The sequence below is a fragment of the Streptomyces sp. NPDC054841 genome (assembly GCF_053611045.1).
In genome coordinates this window covers 1-20,566 of the sequence record NZ_JBSGZO010000116.1, presented here as the reverse complement: position 1 = coordinate 20,566, position 20,566 = coordinate 1, and the positions used below count along the sequence as shown (strand labels likewise).

Annotated in this window: 14 protein-coding genes; 8 read left to right on the top strand and 6 right to left on the bottom strand. The window is 72.8% G+C overall.

What is annotated here, in order from left to right; genetic code table 11:
• From ACWGI8_RS17775 to ACWGI8_RS17760, 4 genes are all read right to left on the bottom strand, one after another.
• A partial coding sequence (locus ACWGI8_RS17775; RefSeq protein ID WP_453661917.1) for a hypothetical protein occupies window positions 1-672 on the bottom strand: 672 nt, incomplete at its 3' end.
• 386 nt (window positions 673-1,058) lie between these two features.
• A complete protein-coding gene (gene prfB / locus ACWGI8_RS17770; protein ID WP_453661915.1) occupies window positions 1,059-2,165 on the bottom strand; it encodes a peptide chain release factor 2 in 1,107 nt (368 codons plus the stop codon).
• Window positions 2,166-2,385: 220 nt separating this feature from the next.
• Complete coding sequence (locus tag ACWGI8_RS17765) at window positions 2,386-3,630, bottom strand: serine/threonine-protein kinase (protein WP_453661913.1); 1,245 nt, start codon at window positions 3,628-3,630, stop codon at window positions 2,386-2,388.
• 157 nt (window positions 3,631-3,787) lie between these two features.
• Window positions 3,788-5,497, bottom strand: coding sequence for a serine/threonine-protein kinase (locus ACWGI8_RS17760; protein WP_453661911.1), 1,710 nt, complete (start codon window positions 5,495-5,497; stop codon window positions 3,788-3,790).
• A gap of 416 nt (window positions 5,498-5,913) precedes the next feature.
• Here ACWGI8_RS17760 and ACWGI8_RS17755 point away from each other — a divergent pair, with 416 nt between their 5' ends.
• The 5 genes from ACWGI8_RS17755 to ACWGI8_RS17735 all read left to right on the top strand — a co-directional run bounded on the left by ACWGI8_RS17755 (window position 5,914) and on the right by ACWGI8_RS17735 (window position 15,008).
• The gene (locus ACWGI8_RS17755) at window positions 5,914-9,915 is read left to right on the top strand and encodes an FHA domain-containing protein (RefSeq protein WP_453661909.1); all 4,002 of its coding nucleotides are present in this window, start codon (window positions 5,914-5,916) and stop codon (window positions 9,913-9,915) included.
• A 183-nt stretch (window positions 9,916-10,098) separates the two neighbouring features.
• Window positions 10,099-11,520, top strand: a complete 1,422-nt coding sequence (locus tag ACWGI8_RS17750) for an ABC transporter substrate-binding protein (RefSeq protein WP_453661907.1) — start codon at window positions 10,099-10,101, stop codon at window positions 11,518-11,520.
• Between the two features lie 7 nt (window positions 11,521-11,527).
• Window positions 11,528-12,886: a carbohydrate ABC transporter permease gene (locus tag ACWGI8_RS17745; protein WP_453661906.1), complete on the top strand. Its 1,359-nt coding sequence runs from the start codon at window positions 11,528-11,530 to the stop codon at window positions 12,884-12,886.
• Window positions 12,883-13,761 carry a carbohydrate ABC transporter permease gene (locus ACWGI8_RS17740; protein WP_453661904.1) on the top strand — a complete coding sequence of 293 codons (879 nt, stop codon included), beginning with the start codon at window positions 12,883-12,885 and terminating at the stop codon, window positions 13,759-13,761. Before ACWGI8_RS17745 ends, ACWGI8_RS17740 begins: the two co-directional genes overlap by 4 nt.
• Window positions 13,762-14,057: 296 nt before the next feature.
• A complete protein-coding gene (locus ACWGI8_RS17735) occupies window positions 14,058-15,008 on the top strand; it encodes a class I SAM-dependent methyltransferase (RefSeq protein ID WP_453661902.1) in 951 nt (316 codons plus the stop codon).
• On the opposite strand, the gene ACWGI8_RS17730 is transcribed toward ACWGI8_RS17735, so the two are convergent.
• Entirely contained in the window at window positions 15,005-16,573 is a 1,569-nt protein-coding gene (locus ACWGI8_RS17730) for a glycosyltransferase family 2 protein (RefSeq protein ID WP_453661900.1), read from the bottom strand. The two genes, ACWGI8_RS17735 and ACWGI8_RS17730, sit on opposite strands and share 4 nt — an antisense overlap.
• Window positions 16,574-16,736: 163 nt before the next feature.
• Complete coding sequence (locus ACWGI8_RS17725; protein ID WP_453661899.1) at window positions 16,737-17,345, bottom strand: TetR/AcrR family transcriptional regulator; 609 nt, start codon at window positions 17,343-17,345, stop codon at window positions 16,737-16,739.
• Window positions 17,346-17,494: 149 nt separating this feature from the next.
• On the opposite strand from ACWGI8_RS17725, the gene ACWGI8_RS17720 reads away from it, so the two are divergent.
• The 3 genes from ACWGI8_RS17720 (at window position 17,495) to ACWGI8_RS17710 (ending at window position 20,527) form a co-directional block, all read left to right on the top strand.
• Window positions 17,495-18,400: an ABC transporter permease gene (locus tag ACWGI8_RS17720; RefSeq protein ID WP_453661921.1), complete on the top strand. Its 906-nt coding sequence runs from the start codon at window positions 17,495-17,497 to the stop codon at window positions 18,398-18,400.
• Window positions 18,401-18,410: 10 nt separating this feature from the next.
• The gene (locus tag ACWGI8_RS17715) at window positions 18,411-19,190 is read left to right on the top strand and encodes an ABC transporter ATP-binding protein (RefSeq protein ID WP_453661919.1); all 780 of its coding nucleotides are present in this window, start codon (window positions 18,411-18,413) and stop codon (window positions 19,188-19,190) included.
• 77 nt (window positions 19,191-19,267) lie between these two features.
• Window positions 19,268-20,527 (top strand): glycosyltransferase 87 family protein, encoded by a 1,260-nt coding sequence (locus ACWGI8_RS17710; RefSeq protein WP_453661898.1) that lies wholly within the window; start codon window positions 19,268-19,270, stop codon window positions 20,525-20,527.
• Window positions 20,528-20,566 lie beyond the last annotated feature (39 nt).

Genomic DNA, 20,566 nt, shown 5'->3' with positions numbered 1-20,566 from the left:
GGTGCCGGCGTCGCCACCGCCGGTGGCGACGGAGCCGCCCGTGGCGCCACCGGTGACGGTGGAGCCGCCCTGGTCGCCGCCGCCGGAGTTGCCGTTACCGCCGGAGTTGCCGTTGCCACCGGAGTTGCCGTTACCGCCGGAGTTGCCGTTACCGCCGGAGTTGCCGTTGCCACCGGAGTTGCCGTTACCGCCGGAGTTGCCGTTGCCACCGTCGGTCGTGCCACCGTCGGTGGTCGTCCCGCCGTCGGTGGTCGTCCCACCGTCCGTGGTCGTCCCACCGTCCGTGGTCGTCCCACCGTCCGTGGTCGTGCCACCGTCCGTGGTCGTGCCACCGTCCGTGGTCGTCCCGCCGTCGGTGGTCGTGCCACCGTCCGTGGTCGTCCCGCCGTCCGTGGTCGTGCCACCGTCGGTGGTCGTGCCACCGTCCGTGGTCGTCCCACCGTCGGTCGAGCCGACGATGGTGTTGCCGCCGTTGTCGCCACCCTCGGTCTCGTTGATGCCGAGACCGATCTCGGCACCCTCCTCGCTGACCTCGGCCTTGGCGCCGATGCCCGCGACGTTCACGTCGATGCCGACGGCCGAAGCGGCGCCCGCGGCGGTCAGGGACGCACCGGCGGCGATCACCGCACCAGCGGCTATCCTCGCAACGCGGACCCGCGTCTTCTTGGTCATCTGCCTGCTACCCCCAGTAGCTGATTCGTCTGTAGTGCAGCGTCCGGGGCTGTAGCCGCTGAGGGTCGTCCTTCCGTTTCCCCCGCTCACACGCGCCCCAGAGATACGCATGCCGCGCGTCAGCCTTCCCATTTTTCGCGAACACGTCAAGGTCGTTGCGCGTGCGATGCCCGAAATGAGGGGAGTTGACCAAGGTACGGGCCTGCAACTGTGACGTAAACCCGGAACTGGGGCCTCGTAGACGCCAGTTCCCTTGTCGACAAAGCGAGCTGACGCATCGTATTCCGCTTGCGTCAGCGAATCCGGCGCGCTCGTTGTTGTTGCAGCAGTACGCAAAAGGTGCCGGACCCGTGAAGGGCCCGGCACCTTCCGTCAGGAACGTGAGGTTACTTCTCCTGCTGCTTGCGCCAGCGGATCCCGGCCTCCAGGAAGCCGTCGATCTCGCCGTCCAGCACCGACTGCGGGTTACCGACCTCGAACTCCGTACGGAGGTCCTTGACCATCTGGTACGGGTGGAGGACGTACGAACGCATCTGGTTGCCCCAGGAGCTGCCGCCGTCGCCCTTGAGGGCGTCCATCTTGGCCCGCTCCTCCTGGCGCTGACGCTCCAGGAGCTTCGCCTGGAGGACGTTCATCGCGCTCGCCTTGTTCTGGATCTGGGAGCGCTCATTCTGGCAGGAGACCACGATGCCGGTCGGAACGTGGGTGATACGGACCGCGGAGTCCGTCGTGTTGACGCCCTGGCCGCCCGGGCCCGACGCGCGGTAGACGTCCACACGCAGCTCGGACTCGTCGATCTCGACATGGTCGGACTGCTCGACGACCGGGAGGATCTCGACGCCGGCGAAGGACGTCTGGCGGCGGCCCTGGTTGTCGAAGGGGGAGATGCGCACCAGGCGGTGCGTGCCCTGCTCCACCGAGAGCGTGCCGTAGGCGTAGGGCGCCTTGACGACGAAGGTGGTCGACTTGATGCCGGCCTCCTCCGCGTACGAGGTCTCGTAGATCTCCGTGCCGTAGCCGTGCCGCTCGGCCCAGCGCAGGTACATGCGCTGGAGTTGCTCGGCGAAGTCGGCGGCGTCGACGCCACCGGCCTCGGCCCGGATGTTGACGAGCGCCTCGCGCTCGTCGTACTCGCCGGAGAGGAGGGTGCGGACCTCCATCTCGTCCAGCGCCTTCCGGACGGACTCCAGCTCGGCCTCGGCCTCGGCGCGGGCGTCCGGGTCGTCCTCGGCCTCGGCGAGCTCGAAGAGCACTTCGAGGTCGTCGATCCGCCCGCGCAGCGCCTCCGCCTTGCGGACCTCGGCCTGCAGGTGCGAGAGCTTGCTGGTGATCTTCTGCGCCGCCTCGGGGTCGTCCCACAGGGACGGCGCCGCCGCCTGCTCCTCGAGCACGGCGATATCTGCCCTCAGCTTGTCGAGGTCCAGGACGGCCTCGATCGACCCCATGGTCGAGGAGAGGGACTTCAGCTCTTCGGATACATCGACGACTGCCACGGGTCCAGCGTAACGGCTGTCCGCGACACGCCGTCGCGTCTGTCCACAGCCAGGGCTCCGAGCGGCCCTCGAACAGAGCCGCGACGGGCTCGGAAGCCAGGGCTGCGAGCGGCCCTCGACCGGGCTGTGAGGGGCCGGAAGTCAGGGCCCCAGGGCGCCGGACAGGTTCTGGGGCTGGGTTCTGGGGCCGGGTTCTGGGGCCGGGCCCTGGGGCCGGGTCCTAGGGCTGTGAGGGGGCCGACTGCTTGGAGTCCTGCGGAGCCGCGTCGCCGTCGTCCCCGCCCACCGCGAGCCAGCCCCCGACCCCGACCGCGGCGGCCAGCACCAGTCCCGCGACACCGAGCGTGATGCGGCGCCTGCGGACCGCTTCCGCCTTGTGACGGGCGGAGCCTGGGCGGCGCTGGCCGGGGGTGCGGGGGGCGCGGGCCGTGCCACGGGCGCCGCCCGCGAGTTCGTCGGGGCCGGGGACGCGCATGGAGGTGTGGGTGTCCCGGTTCGAGTCCGTGGCCGAGCCGGGGACCAGCGGGACGGCGGCCCTGCGGGGCGCCGTGGGGAGGGTCGCGTAGTCCGGTTCGTCGTACGGCTCGGACGAGGGCGCTGCGTCCGCCGCGTACGGCTCGTCCACGTCGAGCGGTGGCATGCCCGCCAGCAGGGGCAGCAGGTCGTGCAGCCGGGAGGCCAGCTCGGAGGCGCGGAGCCGGGAAGCGGGCGCCTTGGCCAGGCACTGGACGATCAGCTGCCACAGCTCGTCCGGGATGCCGGGGAGCGGGACGACGGTCTCCGTGACATGGCGGCGCAGGACCGCGCCCGGGTGGCCGCCGCCGAAGGGCGTGAAGCCCGCGAGCAGCTCGTACAGGACGGTCGCGAGGGCGTAGATGTCGACGGCGGCGCGCGGCGGCAGGCCCTCGACGATCTCCGGGGCGAGATAGTCCGGCGTCCCGATGATCTTCGTGGCCTTGGTGCGGCGCGGGGTGTCGATCAGCTTGGCGACGCCGAAGTCGGTCAGCAGGGCCGGGTGGGCGCCACCGGGGCCGAGCGGGCCCTCCATGTCCAGCAGGATGTTCTCCGGCTTGACGTCGCGGTGGACGACACCGGCGGCGTGCGCCGCGGCCAGTCCCTCGGCGACATCCGCGATGATCGCGACGGCGGCCTCGGGGGCGAGCCGGCGCTCCCGGTCGAGACGGGTGCGCAGATCGGTGCCGCGGACCAGGTCCATCACGAGGGCCAGGTCGTTGCCGTCCACGACGAGGTCGCGGACGCCGACGACGCGGGGGTGGCCGAGTCCGAGCAGGGCCGTACGTTCCTGCACGAAGCGTCCGACCAGCTCCTGGTCGGAGGCGAGGTCCTCGCGCAGCAGCTTGATCGCGACGGGGCCCTCGGGCCCCTCGCCGAGCCACACCGTGCCCGCGCTGCCCCGCCCCAGGATCTGGTGGGCCGTGTACCGGCTGCCGATATTCCGTGCCAAGACTGCTCCCTCAGCGGCTGGCGTTGCCCATCAAAGTACGCGGGCGTCGGGGTGTTGAGTGCCCCGGATGGCGCCAACCGTCACTTCTGCGGGGCTATTTCCCCCGCAGAAGTCGACATAACGACAGAGTGATCGCTCTCCGCGGAGCGATCGCCGACTACTGGCCGGTGCCGGTACCCGTACTCGTACCCGTACCCGTACCCGGGTCCGTGCTTCCGGTGATCTCCGAGACCCAGTCGCTCACCGAGCCGACGGCGTCGCTGATGGCCCTCCAGTAGCTCTGGCCCTGGCCGATCCAGTCCTGGAGCGGGGTGAGCTCCCAGATCAGCCAGCCCGCCACGAACATCAGGACCAGAGTGAACAGGCAGCCCTTGAGGCAGCCCAGGCCCGGGATCCGCATCGGGTTCGCGCTCCGCTGCCGCGGCTGGCGCGGCGCGGGCTGCTGGGGCGGCGGCTGCGGGGGCGCGTACTGCTGTCGCTGCGGAGGCTGCGGGGCGTACTGCTGCTGGGCCGGCGGGGGTGCGTAAGGCTGCTGATGCCGAGGCTGCGGCTGGGGCCGCTGCTGCCGCTGAGGCTGCTGCTGGTACGGCTGCTGCTGGTACGGCTGGGGCGCCGGCTGGCGCTGCGGGCGGCGGCGCAGCGGGTCCTCGCTCGGGTCGAGGTACTGGACCTGGGTCTGCTCGTTGCGGTCCCGGGCCGCCTGCAGCTGGGACTGCCAGGGGTGCGGGTCCTCCGGCCGCGGCGGGCCGTCGGGACGCGGTGGCACCGGCGGCATGACCGCGGTCGGGTCGGCGGCGGCGCCGCGCGGCAGGACGCTGGTGGGGTCCGCGGCGCCGTCGGGGCCGCCGGTCTGCGGCATCACACTGGTCGCGGCGCCCGGGTCGTACTGCGACGCATTGCTCTGCAGCATCTGGGTGGGGTCGGCCGCGCCCGGGACGCCGGGAACGCCGGCGGGCGCCGGGTCGGGCGCGAGCAGCGCGCCCACGCCCTCCGCCGCCTCGATCCGGGCGGGCGTGGCGTGCACGCCGATGCCCGCGGCGACGGTACGCAGCCCACGGGCGAGACTCTCGGCACTGGGCCGCTCACCCGGCTCCTTGCGCAGACAGCGCTCTATGACCGTCCAGAGCGGGCCGGGGACGGACGACGGGCGGCGGGGCTCCTCGCTGAGGTGCTGGTGAAGGACCTCCAGGGCCGTGGCGCCCGCGAACGGCGGACGGCCGGTGACCAGCTCGTACAGCATGATCCCGGCGCCGTAGACGTCGACCGCGGAGGTCTGCGGACGGCCCTCTGCCGACTCCGGCGCGACATACGCGGGGGTGCCGACGAACTCGTGCGTACGGGTCAGGCCCGGGGAGTCCGCGAGGCGTGCGATGCCGAAGTCGGTGAGCATCGGGTGCATCTCGCCGCCCCGCTCGGCGAGCAGGACGTTGGCGGGCTTGAGGTCGCGGTGGACGACGCCGTCGGCGTGGCTGGCGGCGAGGGCGTCGGCGATCTGGGCGGTGAGGAGGGAGGCCGCGACCGGGGAGAACGGGCCGTTCTCACGGATGTAGCGGTGCAGGTCCGGGCCCTCGACGAGGTCCATCACCAGGGCGAGGACATCGCCCTCGACGACCAGGTCGCGGGTGCGCACGATGTTCGGATGCGTGAGACGCAGCAGGACGGAACGTTCGCGCAGGAAGCGCATCACGATGTCCGCGTCGTTCGCGAGCTCCTCCTTGAGGACCTTGATCGCGACGGTCTCGCCGGGCTGGCCGGCCACGGCCGCCTCGGCGCCCGCGGTCTCCCGCTGGCGGGCTCGCCAGACGGTGCCCGTGGCGCCGCGGCCGAGCGGCTCCTCGAGCAGGTACTTGCTGCCTACCGGCCGCACGTCATGCGCTCCCTGCTGATCGTGGTTCTGATGGTCCCGGGCGTCATGGTTTCGACGCTCCCGGGTTCATAGTTGGACCCTCCTGGGTGTCCGACCCACTGTAGTGCCGCCGATCGGGTCACCGGTGTGGTCACCGGATTGGCCGGTAAGACGTCGGCGGCGCACCGATGGTTGCCGAACGGCCGTGCAGAGCACGGCAATGGCGATCCCAACCAGGCACTTTACGTCCAGAGCCGACCAATCAAGATCACTTGATGCTGGCCCCCGGGCGTGTTGTCAGCGGCGGATGCAAGGATGCCTCCAGCACGGAGTTGTGGGGTCGGGAGAGCCCTGCGCCGTGCCGACCTGCCGGGTGGGGGGAATCACAGGGCGGCTCCCCTGCCGGGCACCCCGCGCAGAAGGGACCGCTGACGGCGATGCAGATCCGGCTGACCGTCCTCGCGCCGCGCAGCGGCCAGTCCGTCACCGCGGCCTCGGCCGCGCAGGCCGGCGGGCGCGTGTGCGATGTGCTCGTCACCGCCCCCGCCGGGACGGCGCTCGCCGCGGTGGCCTCCGGGCTCGCCGCGGCCGTGTCGGGACCGGACGCGCCGTCCGGGACGGTCGTGCTGTACGCGGGCCGGGAGCGGCTCGACGCCCAGCGGTGCGCGCTGGGGGAACCGCCCCTCGTGGACGGCGCGGTGCTGTCGCTCCAGGTCCCCGGTGAGGACGAGACGGCCGACGACGACGGCGGAGGCGCGCACGCCCAGCTCCATGTGGTCGCGGGTCCCGACGCGGGCGGGGTGCATCTGCTGCACGGGGGGCGGATCCGGGTCGGCCGCTCGGTGCAGGCGGATGTTCCGCTCGATGACCCGGATGTGTCGCGGCTGCACTGCGAGGTGACGGTCGCGGACGACGGCCGGGTCACGGTGGCGGACCTCGGCTCGACGAACGGCACGGCGCTGGACGGCGTGGAGGTCGGCCCCCGCCCGGTCCGGCTGGCCCCTGGCGCGCTGCTGCGCCTCGGCGAGTCCACCCTCCGGCTGACGGCGCCCACGGGCGGCGCATCGCGGCTGTCGACGACCCCGGACGGCGAGGGCCACCTTCGGGTGCGGCGCGGCGGGTCCGGCACGGGGGCTCATGGCGACCCCGCCCCCGCGGAGCCGGGCAGCCCCGACCACGGCCGGGCGCGCCCGGCGGACAGGATCCCGTCCTGGGCCCGCCGGCGCGACGCGGACGCTCCGGAGGCGTCCGGGCCGGACGGGGGCGACCGCGTGTCGGCGCAGCGTGCGCCCTCGGAGCCCGGCGGCAGACCGGCCGGCGGTGGTCCCTCCTGGACCACGACCGGGCGCCCGGGCGGCGCGGCCCAGGGCCCGCCCTCGGAGTCCGGCGACGACGGCACCCCGAGCCACGGCCGGGCCGGGGCGTACGGGCACGACACCCGTACTCGTGATCCGCGTCCAGCTGCCCCCGGCGGCGGGACGGAGACGTACGGGCCCGAGGTCCGCGGCGGACACGCGCCCGGGTCCGGCACGGGCACGGGCATGGGCAGTGGCGGCGCGGGCCAGTGGGCCGCCCCGGGCAGCCGCGGGAGCTCCGCCGGGTACGGGCAGGCACCGGGCAGCGGCGCGACTCCCCACGGCGGCACGCGCACCGGCGCGGCCACGGGCGACACGGCACACGGCGCGGGCCACCTGGCAGCCCCGGGCAGGCACGACGGCACTGCCGGTGGCGGACGCGGCACCGGCCACACGCGCGCCGGCAGCGCCGACGCAGCCGGTGGGGACGTCACACACGGCGCGGGCCACCGTATGGACGCGGGCCGGCACGGCGATGCGCACGACGACGCGGTCGGCGGCGGCGCCGGCCACGGCGGGCCGCGAGCCGACGGCGCCAGGCCGGCCGGCGGGGACGCCACACACGGCGGCGGAACCGACGACCGAACCGGCACCAACCGAAGCGGCACCGGCCGGGGCGGGACAGGCCGGGGCGGCACAAGCGCATACGACACCGGCCAGGCCAGCAGAGCCGCAGACGGCACAGGCCGGGGCGGCACAGACGCGTACGGCACGGGCCAGGCCAGGACAGGCCGGGGCGGCACAAGCGCATACGGCACCGGCCGGGGCGGTACAGCCGCAGACGGCACAGGCCAGGCCGGGACAGACGCATACGACACCGGCCGGGGCGGCACAGCCGCAGACGCCACGGGGCACGGCGAGGTGCGCGCGGACCGCGACGGCAGTGGTTCTTCCGGCGCAGGCGCCGGGCGGCGTACCCGGGGCGACGGCGGCGCGCGGAGGCGCGGCATAGGCGCCTGGGCGCGACGGCTCGCCGGGGCCAGGGAAGAGGCCCACGACGAGGGCGCCGCAGACGCGGAGCCCATGGCCGCAGCCACGGCACCCGTCGTCGAGACCTGGCCCGATCCCGCCGCCGTGCTGCTCACCGCCCTCGGGCCGGGGCCGCGGCTGTGGGAGCGCGGGACCGGGCACCCCGAGGCGCTGGTCGTCCGGCTCGGCACCGCGGACCGCGCGGACACGCCCGCCGTCCCCGTCACCGTGGGCCTGCGCGAGGCTGGGTCGCTCGGGCTCGCCGGCCCTCGCGCGCGGCTCGCCGGTCTCGCCCGGTCCGTGGTGGCGCAGCTCGCCGCCCTGCACTCTCCCGCCGACCTGGAAATCGTGCTGATCAGCACGGACCGGGCGAGGCCGCTGGAGGAGCGCAAGCGCGAATGGGGCTGGCTCGGCTGGCTGCCGCATCTGCGGCCCGCGCACGGGCAGGACTGCCGGCTCCTCGTCGCGTACGAGAAGGACCAGGCCACCGCCCGGGCCGCCGAGCTGACCCGGCGGCTGGACGACGGGCCGCTCGGCCCCGGCTGGCCCAGCGCGGAGCGCCGCGCGGTCGAGGAGGCCGCCGCCGGGTACGCGGGGCCGCGGACGCTGGTGATCCTGGACGGCGATCCGGGTTCCGCCGCGCTGCGCGAGACCACCGCGCGGCTCGCCGGAGCGGGCGCCGCCGGGGGCATCCATGTCCTCTGCCTGGCCGAGACCCCGGCCGCCTCACCGCTCTCCCCGGTGGCGGCGACGTACGAAGAGGCCTGTGCGGCGTCGCTCGCGTTCCGGGAGTGCGGGGCGGTCGCGCTGCTCAGCGGAGATGTGGCGACGGCGCTGCGGCTGCTGCGTACAGCCGCGGGGCAGCCGGCCGGCCATGGCACGGTCGCCGCCGTGGACGCGGTGTCAGCGGCGTGGGCCGAGCGGTTCGGGCGGGCGCTGGCCCCGCTGCGGGCCGACGCGGACGGCGCGTCGGCGGCCGGCCGGGCCATAACCGCGCCGCTGCCCCGGTCGGCCCGGCTGCTCGACGAGCTGGGTCTGGCCCGGGCCACCCCCGCCTCGTTGATGGCCCGCTGGGCGTCCGCCACGGACGGTACGGCGGTGCTGGGCGCGGGCCCGCGCGGCCCGGTCGCCGTCGATCTCACCGCGGAGGGCCCTCACCTGCTGATCGAGGGCCCGGCGGGCAGCGGCCGTACGGAACTGCTCCGCTCGATCGCCGCGTCGCTGGCCGCGGCCGGCCGGCCGGACCGGCTCGGACTGCTGCTGGTCGACGGCGCGGGCGGTGAGCGCGGCGAGGGCCTCGCGGCGCTCACCGAGCTCCCCCATGTCACCGAGCACCTGGTCGCCTCGGACCCGGTCCGGATGCGGGAGTTCGCGCAGGCACTGGGGGCGGAGCTGAAGCGGCGGTCCGAGCTGCTCGGCAGGGAGAGCTTCACCGAATGGCACACACGGCGCGAGGTGTCCGAGCGGCTCGTCGGGCAGCGGCCGCCCAGCCCCGCGGAGTCGCGCGGCGATCCGGACCCGTCCGCCGGCGGCACGCTCAGGCTCCGCCCGGCCGGTGCCCGTACGAAGGCGGAGGCACCGCCGCCGCTGCCCCGGCTCGTCGTGCTCGCCGATGACTACGACGCCCTGGTCGCGCCGGCGCTCGGCAGCCCGGGGCGTCCGGCGGCCGGTTCCGTCGTCCGGGCGCTTGATGCCGTGGCCAGGGACGGCGAGCGGCTCGGCGTGCATCTGGTCGCGACATCCGCCCGGCCCGACCGTACGGCGGACACGGAGCTGACGCACGGGGCGCGGCTGCGCGTCGTGCTGGACGCGCCGCCGGTGGCTCCGGGACCGGAGGACCCGGCCCCCGGCCGCGGCAGGCTGGGACATCCGGACGGCCGGGTGACCCCGTTCCAGGGCGGCCGGGTGACGGGCCGCATCCCCCGTACGGCGACCCAGCGGCCCACGGTGGTGGAGCTGGAGTGGGAGCGGATGGGCGACCCGCCCGCCCGCCGCCCGGTCCGTGAGCTCGGCAACGGGCCGACGGACCTGGCGCTGCTGGCCAGTGCGCTGGACCGGGCGGCCCGCTCGGTCGAAGCGACCCCGCTGCCGCCCCTGACCCCGGCCCGCTCCTGACCAGGCCACGGCAAGTCCCGCCCCTGACAGCACGTCACGAGGCCATCACGATCACCCAGTTGACAGCGAAGGCGCTATTGCCTCACCCCTCCCCCGGGCGTAGACCTGACCGCACGGGACGGGAGCGGCGCTGCCTACGTCACGGCTGCGTCCCTCCACACGCGCGGGAGAGACGGGGCAGTGATGCGCACAACTCGCACAGCTCGCACGACTCGTACGGCTCGTACAGCTCGTACGGCCGGTGCAGGTCGTAGGACTCGCAGCAGAGCCGTCGTGGCGCTCGTCGCACTGGGCGCGCTCGGCCTCGCCGGCTGTGGAAGCGACAAGGACGGCGGCGACGGGGGCGCGCCGGACGCGACGAAGGACACGCAGTCCGCGCCCACCGTCCAGCTGCCCAAGCTGGACGGGCAGAAGATCGAGGTCGCCGCGGTCTGGACGGGTCCCGAGCAGGAGAACTTCACGAAGGTTCTCAAGGAGTTCGAGAAGCGCACCGGGGCGACCGTCACCTTCGTGCCCGCGCAGGACCCGATCGTCAACTTCCTCGGCACGAAGATCGCCGGCGGGAGCCCGCCCGACATCGCCATGCTGCCGCAGGTCGGCGCCGTCCAGCAGGCCGTGGCGAAGAAGTGGGCCAAGCCCGTCGGTCCGGAGGCCAAGGCGCAGCTCGCCAAGAACTACGCCAAGGGCTGGCAGGACCTCGGCTCCGTCGACGGCACCGCGTACGGCGTGTACTTCAAGGCCGCCAACAAGTCCCTCATCTGGTACAACAACGCGGTCTTCGAGAACGCCGGCGCCACGGTCCCCAAGACCTGGAAGGAATTCCTGACGACGGCCGAGACGATCTCCGCGTCCGGAGTCACACCGGTCTCGGTCGGCGGCGCGGACGGCTGGACGCTCACCGACTGGTTCGAGAACGTCTATCTCTCGCAGGCCGGCCCGGAGAAGTACGACCAGCTCGCCGAGCACGAGATCAAGTGGACGGACCCGTCCGTCAAGCAGGCCCTCACCACGCTCGCCGAGCTGTTCGGCAAGCCGGAGCTGATCGCGGGCGGTGCGGACGGGGCGCTGCAGACGGAGTTCCCCAAGTCCGTCACGCAGACCTTCACCGGTGGTGACCAGCCCAAGGGCGCGATGGTCTTCGAGGGCGACTTCGTCACCGTCAACATCGCGGAGACCGGGGCGAAGATCGGTACGGACGCCAAGGTGTTCCCGTTCCCCGCGGTCGGCGCCGAGCCCCCGGTGGTGACCGGCGGCGACGCGGCGGTCGCGCTGAAGGACTCCAAGGGCGCGCAGGCGCTGCTGACCTTCCTCGCCTCTCCGGACGCGGCGAAGATCTGGGCGGAGTCCGGCGGCTTCATCTCCCCGAACAAGTCTCTGGATGTCGCCGCGTATCCGAACGACGTCCAGCGCGACATCGCCAAGGCGCTCATCGCCGCGGGCGACGACTTCCGCTTCGACATGTCGGACCAGATGCCGCAGTCCTTCGGCGGCACGCCCGGAAAGGGTGAGTGGAAGGCGCTCCAGGACTTCCTGAAGAACCCGAAGGACGTCGCCGGCACCCAGCAGCGGCTGGAGGCCGACGCGGCCAAGGCGTACAAGAGCTGACGCCGCGATGACGCCCCCCAAGGCCTCTCCAGGAGCGGCGGAGGGCACCGGGCCCGCCGCCGCCAGGGGCGTACGCAAGAGTGTGACCGGCACCCGCCGCCTTGTCGCGGCCGGCTTTCTGCTGCCCGCGCTGGTGCTGCTCGGCGCGCTCGTGGTCTACCCGATCGGGTACTCGCTCTACCGGTCCTTCTTCGACCGGTCCGGCAGCGGTTTCGCCGGTTTCGGCAATTACGTGGAGATCTTCTCCGACGACACCATCCTGACCGCGGTCAAGAACAACGCGATCTGGGTGGTCGTCGCGCCGACCGTCGCGACGGCGCTCGGGTTGATCTTCGCCGTGCTCACCGAGCGGGTCCGCTGGGGCACGGCGTTCAAGCTGATCGTCTTCATGCCGATGGCGATCTCGATGCTCGCCGCGGGCATCATCTTCCGGCTGGTGTACGAGCAGGACCCGGAGCGCGGGGTCGCCAACGCGGTCTGGGTGGGCGTGCACGACACGTTCTCCGAGTCGGCGGACTTCACCCGGGCGCGCCCTCTTCCCGTCCATCCGCTGGAGGCGGCGGGCGGCGGGGCGTTCATCACCAAGAAGCCGGTCACCTCGGGCACCGACGTCCAGCTCCCGCTCATCGGGGTCGCGCCCGCGAAGATGCCGGACGGCGCGAAGCCGGCGAAGGCCCCGGCGACGGATCCCGGCAAGGTCACCGGCACCGCCTGGCTCGACTTCACCCGGGGCGGCGGCGGAAAGCCCAACGCCATCGACGCCAAGGAGCTGGGCCTCAAGGGCATCAGGATCGAGGCGGTCAAGGACGGCAAGGTCGTCGCCACGACCACCGCGGCCGCCGACGGTACGTTCTCCCTGCCCGAGGAAGCCGACGGCGCCTTCCTGCGGCTCCCCGGGAGCAACTTCCGCGAGCCGTACAACGGAGTCGACTGGCTGGGCCCGTCGCTGGTGACCCCGGCCATCATCGGCTCGTACGTGTGGATGTGGGCGGGCTTCGCGATGGTGCTGATCGCGGCGGGCCTGGCGGCCGTGCCGCGCGAACTCCTCGAAGCGGCACGGGTGGACGGGGCCAACGAGTGGCAGGTCTTCCGGATGGTGACCGTTCCGCTGCTCGCGCCGGTGCTCGCGGTCGTGCTCGTCACGCTGATGATCAACGTCCTGAAGATCTTCGACCTGGTGTACATCATCGCGCCCGGTTCGGCGCAGGACGACGCGAACGTACTGGCGCTCCAGCTCTACCGCTCCTCGTTCGGCACGGACGCGGACCTGGGCGTGGGCAGCGCCATCGCCGTACTGCTCCTGCTGCTGGTGATCCCGGTGATGCTGTTCAACATCCGGCGGATGCGAAGGGAGACGCGCCGATGAGCACCGACAGCACCGTCAAGGCGAAGCCGTCGCTCGCCGCCCGCATCGCCGCCCGCACGGGTGGCGGTGTGATGCGGGTCTTCCTCGTGCTGGTCGGGCTGTTCTGGCTGATGCCCACGATCGGACTGCTGCTCTCCTCGCTGCGCTCGCCCGCCGACATCAACGCGAGCGGTTGGTGGGAGGTCTTCACCGCACCCGCGCAGCTCACCGCCGAGAACTACTCCCGGCTGCTGCAGAACGACACCATCACGCACTCGCTCCTCTCCACGGTCCTGATCACCGTCCCCTCGACGGTCCTGGTCGTCGTGATCGGCTCACTCGCCGGATACGCCTTCGCGTGGATGGAGTTCCCCGGCCGCGACTGGTGGTTCCTGGTCGTCGTCGGGCTGCTCGTCGTACCCGTGCAGGTCGCGCTCGTGCCGGTGTCCAAGCTGTTCGGCTGGATCGGGATCTTCGAGACGACCGTCGGCGTCGTGATCTTCCATGTCGCCTTCGGCCTGCCCTTCGCGATCTTCCTCCTCAGGAACTTCTTCGCGGAGATCCCGAGGGAGCTGCTGGAGGCCGCCCGGCTCGACGGAGCGGGCGAGGTACGGCTGTTCACGCGTGTCGTGATGCCGCTCGGCGGTCCCGCGATCGCCTCGCTCGGCATCTTCCAGTTCCTCTGGGTCTGGAACGACATGCTGGTCGCGCTGATCTTCGCGGACTCCGAGTCCCCGCCGATCACGGTCGCGCTGCAGCAGCAGGTACGGCAGTTCGGCAACAACATCGACGTCCTGGCACCGGGCGCGTTCGTGTCCATGGTGATCCCGCTCGCCGTGTTCTTCGCGTTCCAGCGGCAGTTCGTGTCCGGGGTGATGGCGGGCGCGGTCAAGTAACGAGCCCGCACCACGCAGATGCGCGGCGGCGTCAACACGACGCCGCCGCGCGTCGTCGCCCCGGCCTGTCCGGTACCGATGTCCGCACACACGGTCGTCGTGCTCGACCGTGCGTGCGGCACTCCCGGGAGCGCCTCACGGGCAACATCCGCTCCACACCCGCCCGCAATCGTCCCGACACGTGCGACCACTACGACCGGGTGCATGGCTTTCGCCGGCTCCCGCCCCGCGCCGGAGCCGCGGCGGCCGTCCGTCAGGACCACGTCCATCGCTGAGTCCCGAGAGAGAAGACACCCATGTCAAGGACGAGTGCACAGGTGCAGTCCCCGGCAGAGGCCGCAGGCGCCGCCGCGCCTCTCGGGGAGGAACTTCCCAGGCCCGCCCGGCTCGACGACGTCAAGGGCTGGTTCCGTCCGGTCGACCAGCTGCTCTTCGACTGGTTCCTGACCTACCAGCGCGATCACGGCCACGAGGGTGATCTGCTCGAACTCGGCGCGTACATGGGAAAGAGCGCGATCTTCCTCGGCCAGTACCTGCGGGACGGCGAGGAGTTCACGGTCTGCGACCTCTGGGACTCACCCGCCCCCGACGTCTCCAACAGCGCCGAGATGAACCGGTCGTACGCGACGCTCACCCGCCGGGCCTTCGAGACCAACTACCTCTCCTTCCACGACGAGCTGCCGACTCTCGTCCAGGCCCCGACCTCGGTGATCTCCTCCCGGGTCCGGGCGGGCAGCTGCCGCTTCGTCCACATCGACGCCTCGCATCTGTACGAGCACGTCCACGGCGACATCGAGGCCGCCCGGGAGCTCCTCACCCCGGAGGGCATCGTGGTCTTCGACGACTTCCGGGCCGAGCACTGCCCGGGTGTCGCGGCCGCCGTCTGGGGAGCGGTCGCCACGGTGCGGCTGCGGCCGGTCTGCATCACCGGCACCAAGCTGTACGGGACGTGGGGCGACCCGGAGAAGGTGCGGGAGGCGCTGCTCGGCCGGCTGGAGAAGCGGAAGGACTTGTGGCACGGGGTGGAGGAGGTGGCGGGGGCGCCGCTCATCCGGATCGACGGCAGGAAGGCCGAGGCACCGGCGCATCCGGACTCCCGCCACCGGGCCGGGACGCCCGCGGCCGGGCCACGGGAGCAGCGCGCCACCCCCGCGGCACGGCGGCGGCGCGCCCCGCGCACCCGCCGGCTCGTACGTGACCTGCTGCCGCCGCTGCTGACCCGGGCTCTGGTGCGTGCGCTCCGCTAGAGCTTGACCTTGGGCCCTGGCCCTGGTGCGTGCGCTCCGCCAGGGCTTGGCCCTGGCCCTGGTGCGTGCGCTCCGCCAGGGCTTGGCCCTGGCCCTGCGCCCTGGCCCTGGCTCCTGCCCGGGGGCGGGCGGCGCAGGCCGACCGGGGCGACGGCGACGACGAGTGCGCGGGTCCCGTCGGCGGCCACGTTCAGGCGGTACGGGCGCAGTCCGCGTAGCCCGTGGGCCCGGTGGGGCGGGGCGTCGGCCGCCACGGTGGCGGGGTGCTCGGTGCCGAGGAGGGCGGTGCGCAGACCGACCCTGGTGCGGCCGGGTGGGAAGGCCTCGGCGGGGATCCGCACCTCGATCTCCGTACCGGCCCCGTCCGCGGCGGGCCGCAGCTCGATGCGGGAGCTCTCCGGGCCGGTATGTCCGACCGGGCCGGTGAGTGTGACCGGCGCCGTGTCGAGCGCGGCAAGGCCGGGGAGCGGGCTGCGGGCGTTGACGACGAGGGTGTGGCGGCCGGGGCCGGTGCGCTGCCAGGCGGCGGAGACCAGGTCGGTGCGCAGGGGCGGTACGCCATGGGCGGCCTCGTACCGGATGACGGAGAGGAGTCCCGGCAGGTCGCCTGTGCGTACGTAGGACAGGCGCAGCCGCAGTCCTGGCCGCAGCCGGGCGAGCACGGCCTCGCTGAGGTGGTCGGTGACCAGGCGGCGCAGTCCGGCGAACACGCGCCGCCGCACCGGTTCCGGCGCGGCCAGGAGGCCGGGGCCGGTCATTGTGGCGGCCTCCTCGGCGAAGTGGCGGTGGTGGAAGCCGTCGCGGACCGGACCGGGCCCGGTGAAGCGGGCGGTCACGGCCATCGCCGCGGCCGTCCCGCGCAGCAGGTCCTCGATCCCGGGGGCCGCCGGGTTCGGGTCGGCCGCGGCGAAGCAGCAGTCGTAGTCGGCCCGTACGGAGATGCGGTCGGCCCGGAAGAGAGCTTCGAGGGTGAAGGCCTGCCCGGCGAGGGCTTCGGGGACGTCCTCGCGGAATCGCAGCTCGTGCCGCTGGAGCGGGTCCCGGCGGAACAGCTTGGTGGGGGACAGCTCCCAGGGCAGCCGGGGATCGTCCAGCGGCAGGTCCGGCACGGTGCGGGTGAGCAGGGACCGGGAAGCCGCCGCGACCTTGGCGTGGACGACGTCGGAGCCGTGGATGTCGGCCGCGTCGACGAGCCGCTCCAGCGCCTCGCGGCCGAGGAAGTCGCCGGCTTCGAGGAAGAACAGATAGCGGCCGCGGGCGCGTTCGACGGCCTGGTTGACGGTGCCGGGACTGAGCAGGGTGCACAGGCCGGGGTGGCGCGCGGAGAACCGCTCCAGCTCCGCCACCCGGCCGCCGTCGGGGGACGCTTTGTCGACGACGACGGCGATCACTTCGATGCGGTCCTCGCCGATGGTCTGCCCGGCGAGCGAGTCGAGGCACCGGGCGAGGCACGGCACCTCCTCGCGGACCGTGACGACGACGGTGACGTCGGGGACGTCACGGATGTCGGGGACGTCACGGATGTCGGGGACGTCACGGACGTTCGCCGTGGCCGGTGAGCTCATGGGGTGCCCTCCGCTCGCCTCGGGCGCGCCGTCCGCCCGCCCGACACAGCAACGACCCCCCGTCGGCGCGGGCTACGCACCGGCGGCGGCCGTTCACCCGCCCGGCCCAGCGCGCCGGCCCGTGAGGGGCCGTCAGCACATGAGGGACCGTCAGCACATGAGGTCAGCTCCGTGTCATCGCCGCCACCGCCGAGGCGGCGAGGTCGTCCAGGTAGCCCTTGGGCAGATCGCTGCGGACGACCACCAGCCGCCAGTACAGCGGGCCGATGATCAGGTCGAGAGCGCGGTCCGGGTCGGCCGTCTCCGGCAGCTCGCCGCGGGCGACCGCGTCGCGTACCACCAGTGCCGCGACACCCTGCTGGGGGTCGAGCAGGGCGGCCTTGATGGCGTCGGAGATCTCCGGATGGCGGGCGGCCTCGACCAGGAGGTCGGGGATGACCTGGGAGGCCACGGGGTGGCGCAGGGCGTGCGAGGCCACTTCGAGGAGCGCGCGGACATCCCCGTACAGCGAACCGGTCGACGGTGCGGGCAGCCCCTGCACGGCGAAGGCCGAGACCAGGTCGAGGACGAGTGAGAGCTTGGACTTCCAGCGCCGGTAGACCGCGGTCTTGCCGACGCCCGCCCGGCGCGCGATGCCCTCGATCGACATCCGGGCGAAGCCGACCGCCGCCAGCTCCTCGAAGACGGCCGCGCGGATCGCTTCGGTCACGTCCTCCCGGAGCACAGCGGCTCCCGCGGGGGCACGTCGTGGAGTTCCCGGGTCCGTGGTCATGCCGATGAGCATACCCATCACGACGAGACGGTTGCGTTGCGACGTAGATCCGCCCTAGCCTCACCGTAGCGACGATACGGGTCCGTCCCATCGCCAGCACTTCCCCTGCACCCGGCGAGAGCGAGCGAGTGACCAGCGTGAGCAGCAGCATGAGCAGCGTGCCGGCGACCCGGCCCGCGCCACCCGTGGAAAGCCTCGGCGAGCTCGCCGCCCGGCACGGACTGACCGTGAGCGGGGCCCGCCCGACGCTCGGTGCGTACATCGGGCAGCTGTGGGCGCGCAGGCACTTCATCACCGCGTTCGCCACGGCCCGCCTCACGGCCCAGTACAGCCAGGCGAAGCTCGGGCAGGTCTGGCAGCTGATGACCCCGCTGCTCAACGCCGCGGTCTACTACTTCATCTTCGGCGAGCTGCTCCAAACCGCACGAAATGTGCAGGACTTCGTGCCCTTCCTGGTCACCGGCGTGTTCGTCTGGACCTTCACGGCCAACTCGATCACCGCCGGCACCCGCGCCATCTCGGGCAACATCGGGCTCGTACGGGCCCTGCACTTCCCCCGCGCCGCACTCCCGATCGGTCTCGCCCTGCAGCAGCTCCAGCAGCTCATGTTCTCCATGGGTGCGCTGGTCGTGATCCTGATGTGCTTCGGGAAGTTCCCGCAGGCCTCCTGGCTGCTCGCCGTCCCGGCCCTGCTGCTCCAGGCCGTCTTCAGCACCGGCATCTCGATGGTCGTCGCCCGGCTCGCCGCGCGCACCCCCGACATCGCCCAGCTGATGCCGTTCCTGCTGCGCACCTGGATGTACGCGTCGGGCGTGATGTGGAGCATCCCTGCGGTGCTCGCGCACCGGCACCCGCCGCACGCGGTGATCCTGGCCCTGCAGTGCAATCCGATCGCCGTCTACATCGACCTGATGCGCTTCGCGCTCATCGACAGCTACACCTCCGCCCAGCTGCCGCCGCACGTGTGGGCGGTCGCCCTCGGCTGGGCCGTGCTCTTCGGGGTGGGCGGATTCCTGTACTTCTGGAAGGCGGAGGAGCAGTACGGCCGTGGCTGAGACAGCAACCATGAACGACGCAGCGAGCAGGACCCCGACCGTCGTCGTCGACGGCGTCCACATCACCTACAAGGTCAACGGCGGAAGGACCGGCCGCGGCAGCGCCACCGCCGCGCTCAGCCGGATCATCTCCCGCAAGCCCGGCAGGAGCGGCGGCCGCGAGGTGCACGCCGTCAAGGGCGTCAGCTTCGCCGCGTACAAGGGCGAGGCGATCGGCCTCATCGGCTCCAACGGCTCGGGCAAGTCCACCCTGCTGAAGGCGATCGCGGGGCTGCTCCCGACGGCCAGGGGCAGGATCTACACCCACGGCCAGCCCTCGCTGCTGGGCGTGAACGCGGCGCTCATGGGCGATCTGACCGGTGAGCGCAACGTCGTCCTCGGCGGGCTCGCGATGGGCATGTCCCGCGACGAGATCCGCCGGCGCTACCAGGAGATCGTCGACTTCTCCGGAATCAACGACAAGGGCGACTTCATCACCCTGCCGATGCGGACGTACTCGTCCGGCATGGGCGCCAGGCTCCGGTTCTCCATCGCCGCGGCCAAGAGCCATGACGTGCTGCTCATCGACGAGGCGCTGGCGACGGGCGACGCCAAGTTCCAGCGGCGCAGCCAGGAGCGGATCGCCGAGCTGCGCGAGGAGGCCGGCACGGTCTTCCTGGTCAGCCACAGCAATTCGGCGATCACGACGACCTGCGACCGTGCGCTCTGGCTGGAGTCCGGCACGCTGCGGATGGACGGTCCGGCGAAGCAGGTCGTCGCGGCGTACGAGGCCTTCACCAAGAAGAAATAGCCACAACTCCAAATGGAGCTGCATGGAGCTGTATAGATCAGCATCAAGCTGAACAGAGCGGACTAGGGTGCGGGTCGATGACGACCCAGCAGGCCGCCGCACCCGAGCCCTCTCCGTCCCCCGCTCCCGCGCCCTCCTCCCCTTCCGCATCGCTGCCCGCGCGTCTCGCCCTCGGCGCCGTCTGGACCGCGACCCGGCTCGGGATGCTCGCCCTGCTGCTGCGGGACGACCTCGGCTTCGGAGGCGTCTCCCGCGAGGTGCACGTCCTCTACGCCCGCTGGTACGAGGAACTCGGCCGGGGCACGTTTCCCCTGGGCGATCCCACATGGCAGTACCCGCCGGGCGCCGGGGCCGTGATCCTCTCCCCCGCCCTCCTCCCCTGGCTGAGCTACTTCCAGGCCTTCGTGGCACTGGCACTGCTCGCCGACGCGACCGTCACCCTGGCCCTCGCCCGGGCCGGCGGAGCCCGTGGCGCCGGCGCCTGGATGTGGACGTGCGGGCTGCCCCTCCTGCTGCACATCCCGCTCGCCCGCTACGACGTCCAGGTCACCGCCCTGGCCGTACTCGCGCTCCTCGCCCTGCACCGCCACCCGCGGCTCGGCGGGGCGCTCGCCGGACTCGGCGCGCTGGTCAAGGTGTGGCCGGTGCTGACTCTGCTGGGCACACCCCGGGGTCGTACCACCCGCGCGGCCTGGACCTCGGCGGCCACCGCTGCCGTCGTACTCCTCGCCGCCCTCTCCCTCGGCTTCTCCCACCCCCTGGGGTTTCTGCGGCAACAGGGCGGCCGCGGCGTCCAGATCGAGTCGCTGGGCGGCACCGTGCTGGCACTGGCCCGGCTGTTCGGCAGCGGCGGACAGGTCGTGTACCGCTACGGGGCCTTCGAGTTCACCGGCCCGTATGTGACGAGCGTGGCCCGCCTCTCCCTCCTGCTGACCGCCGCCGCCTTCTGCTGGCTGCTGCTGTGGCGGGTACGGGCAGGGCGTGGCCGCCGGTCGGTGGCCACGCCGTTCGACGCCGCGCTCTGCGCCGTCCTCCTCTTCACCGTCACCAGCCGGGTCATCAGCCCGCAGTATCTGATCTGGCTGCTCGGCCTGGCCGCGGTCTGCCTCACCTCCCGGCACACCACCCAGCGGCCGGTCGCCCTGCTGCTCCTGCCGGCGACCGCGCTCAGCTCACTCGGGTATCCGGTGCTGTACGAGGACGTCATCTCGGCCACCCCGCTCGGCTGCGCGCTCGTGCTCGTGCTCGTACGGAACGGTCTGCTCCTCGCCGCGGCCGTGCTCTCGGCCCGTCGGCTGTGGGCTGCGCCGGCACGAGGCCCGAGAAAGAAGGCATGAGCAGGAAGGCACGAGAAAGGGGCGCGCACCGTGATGGTG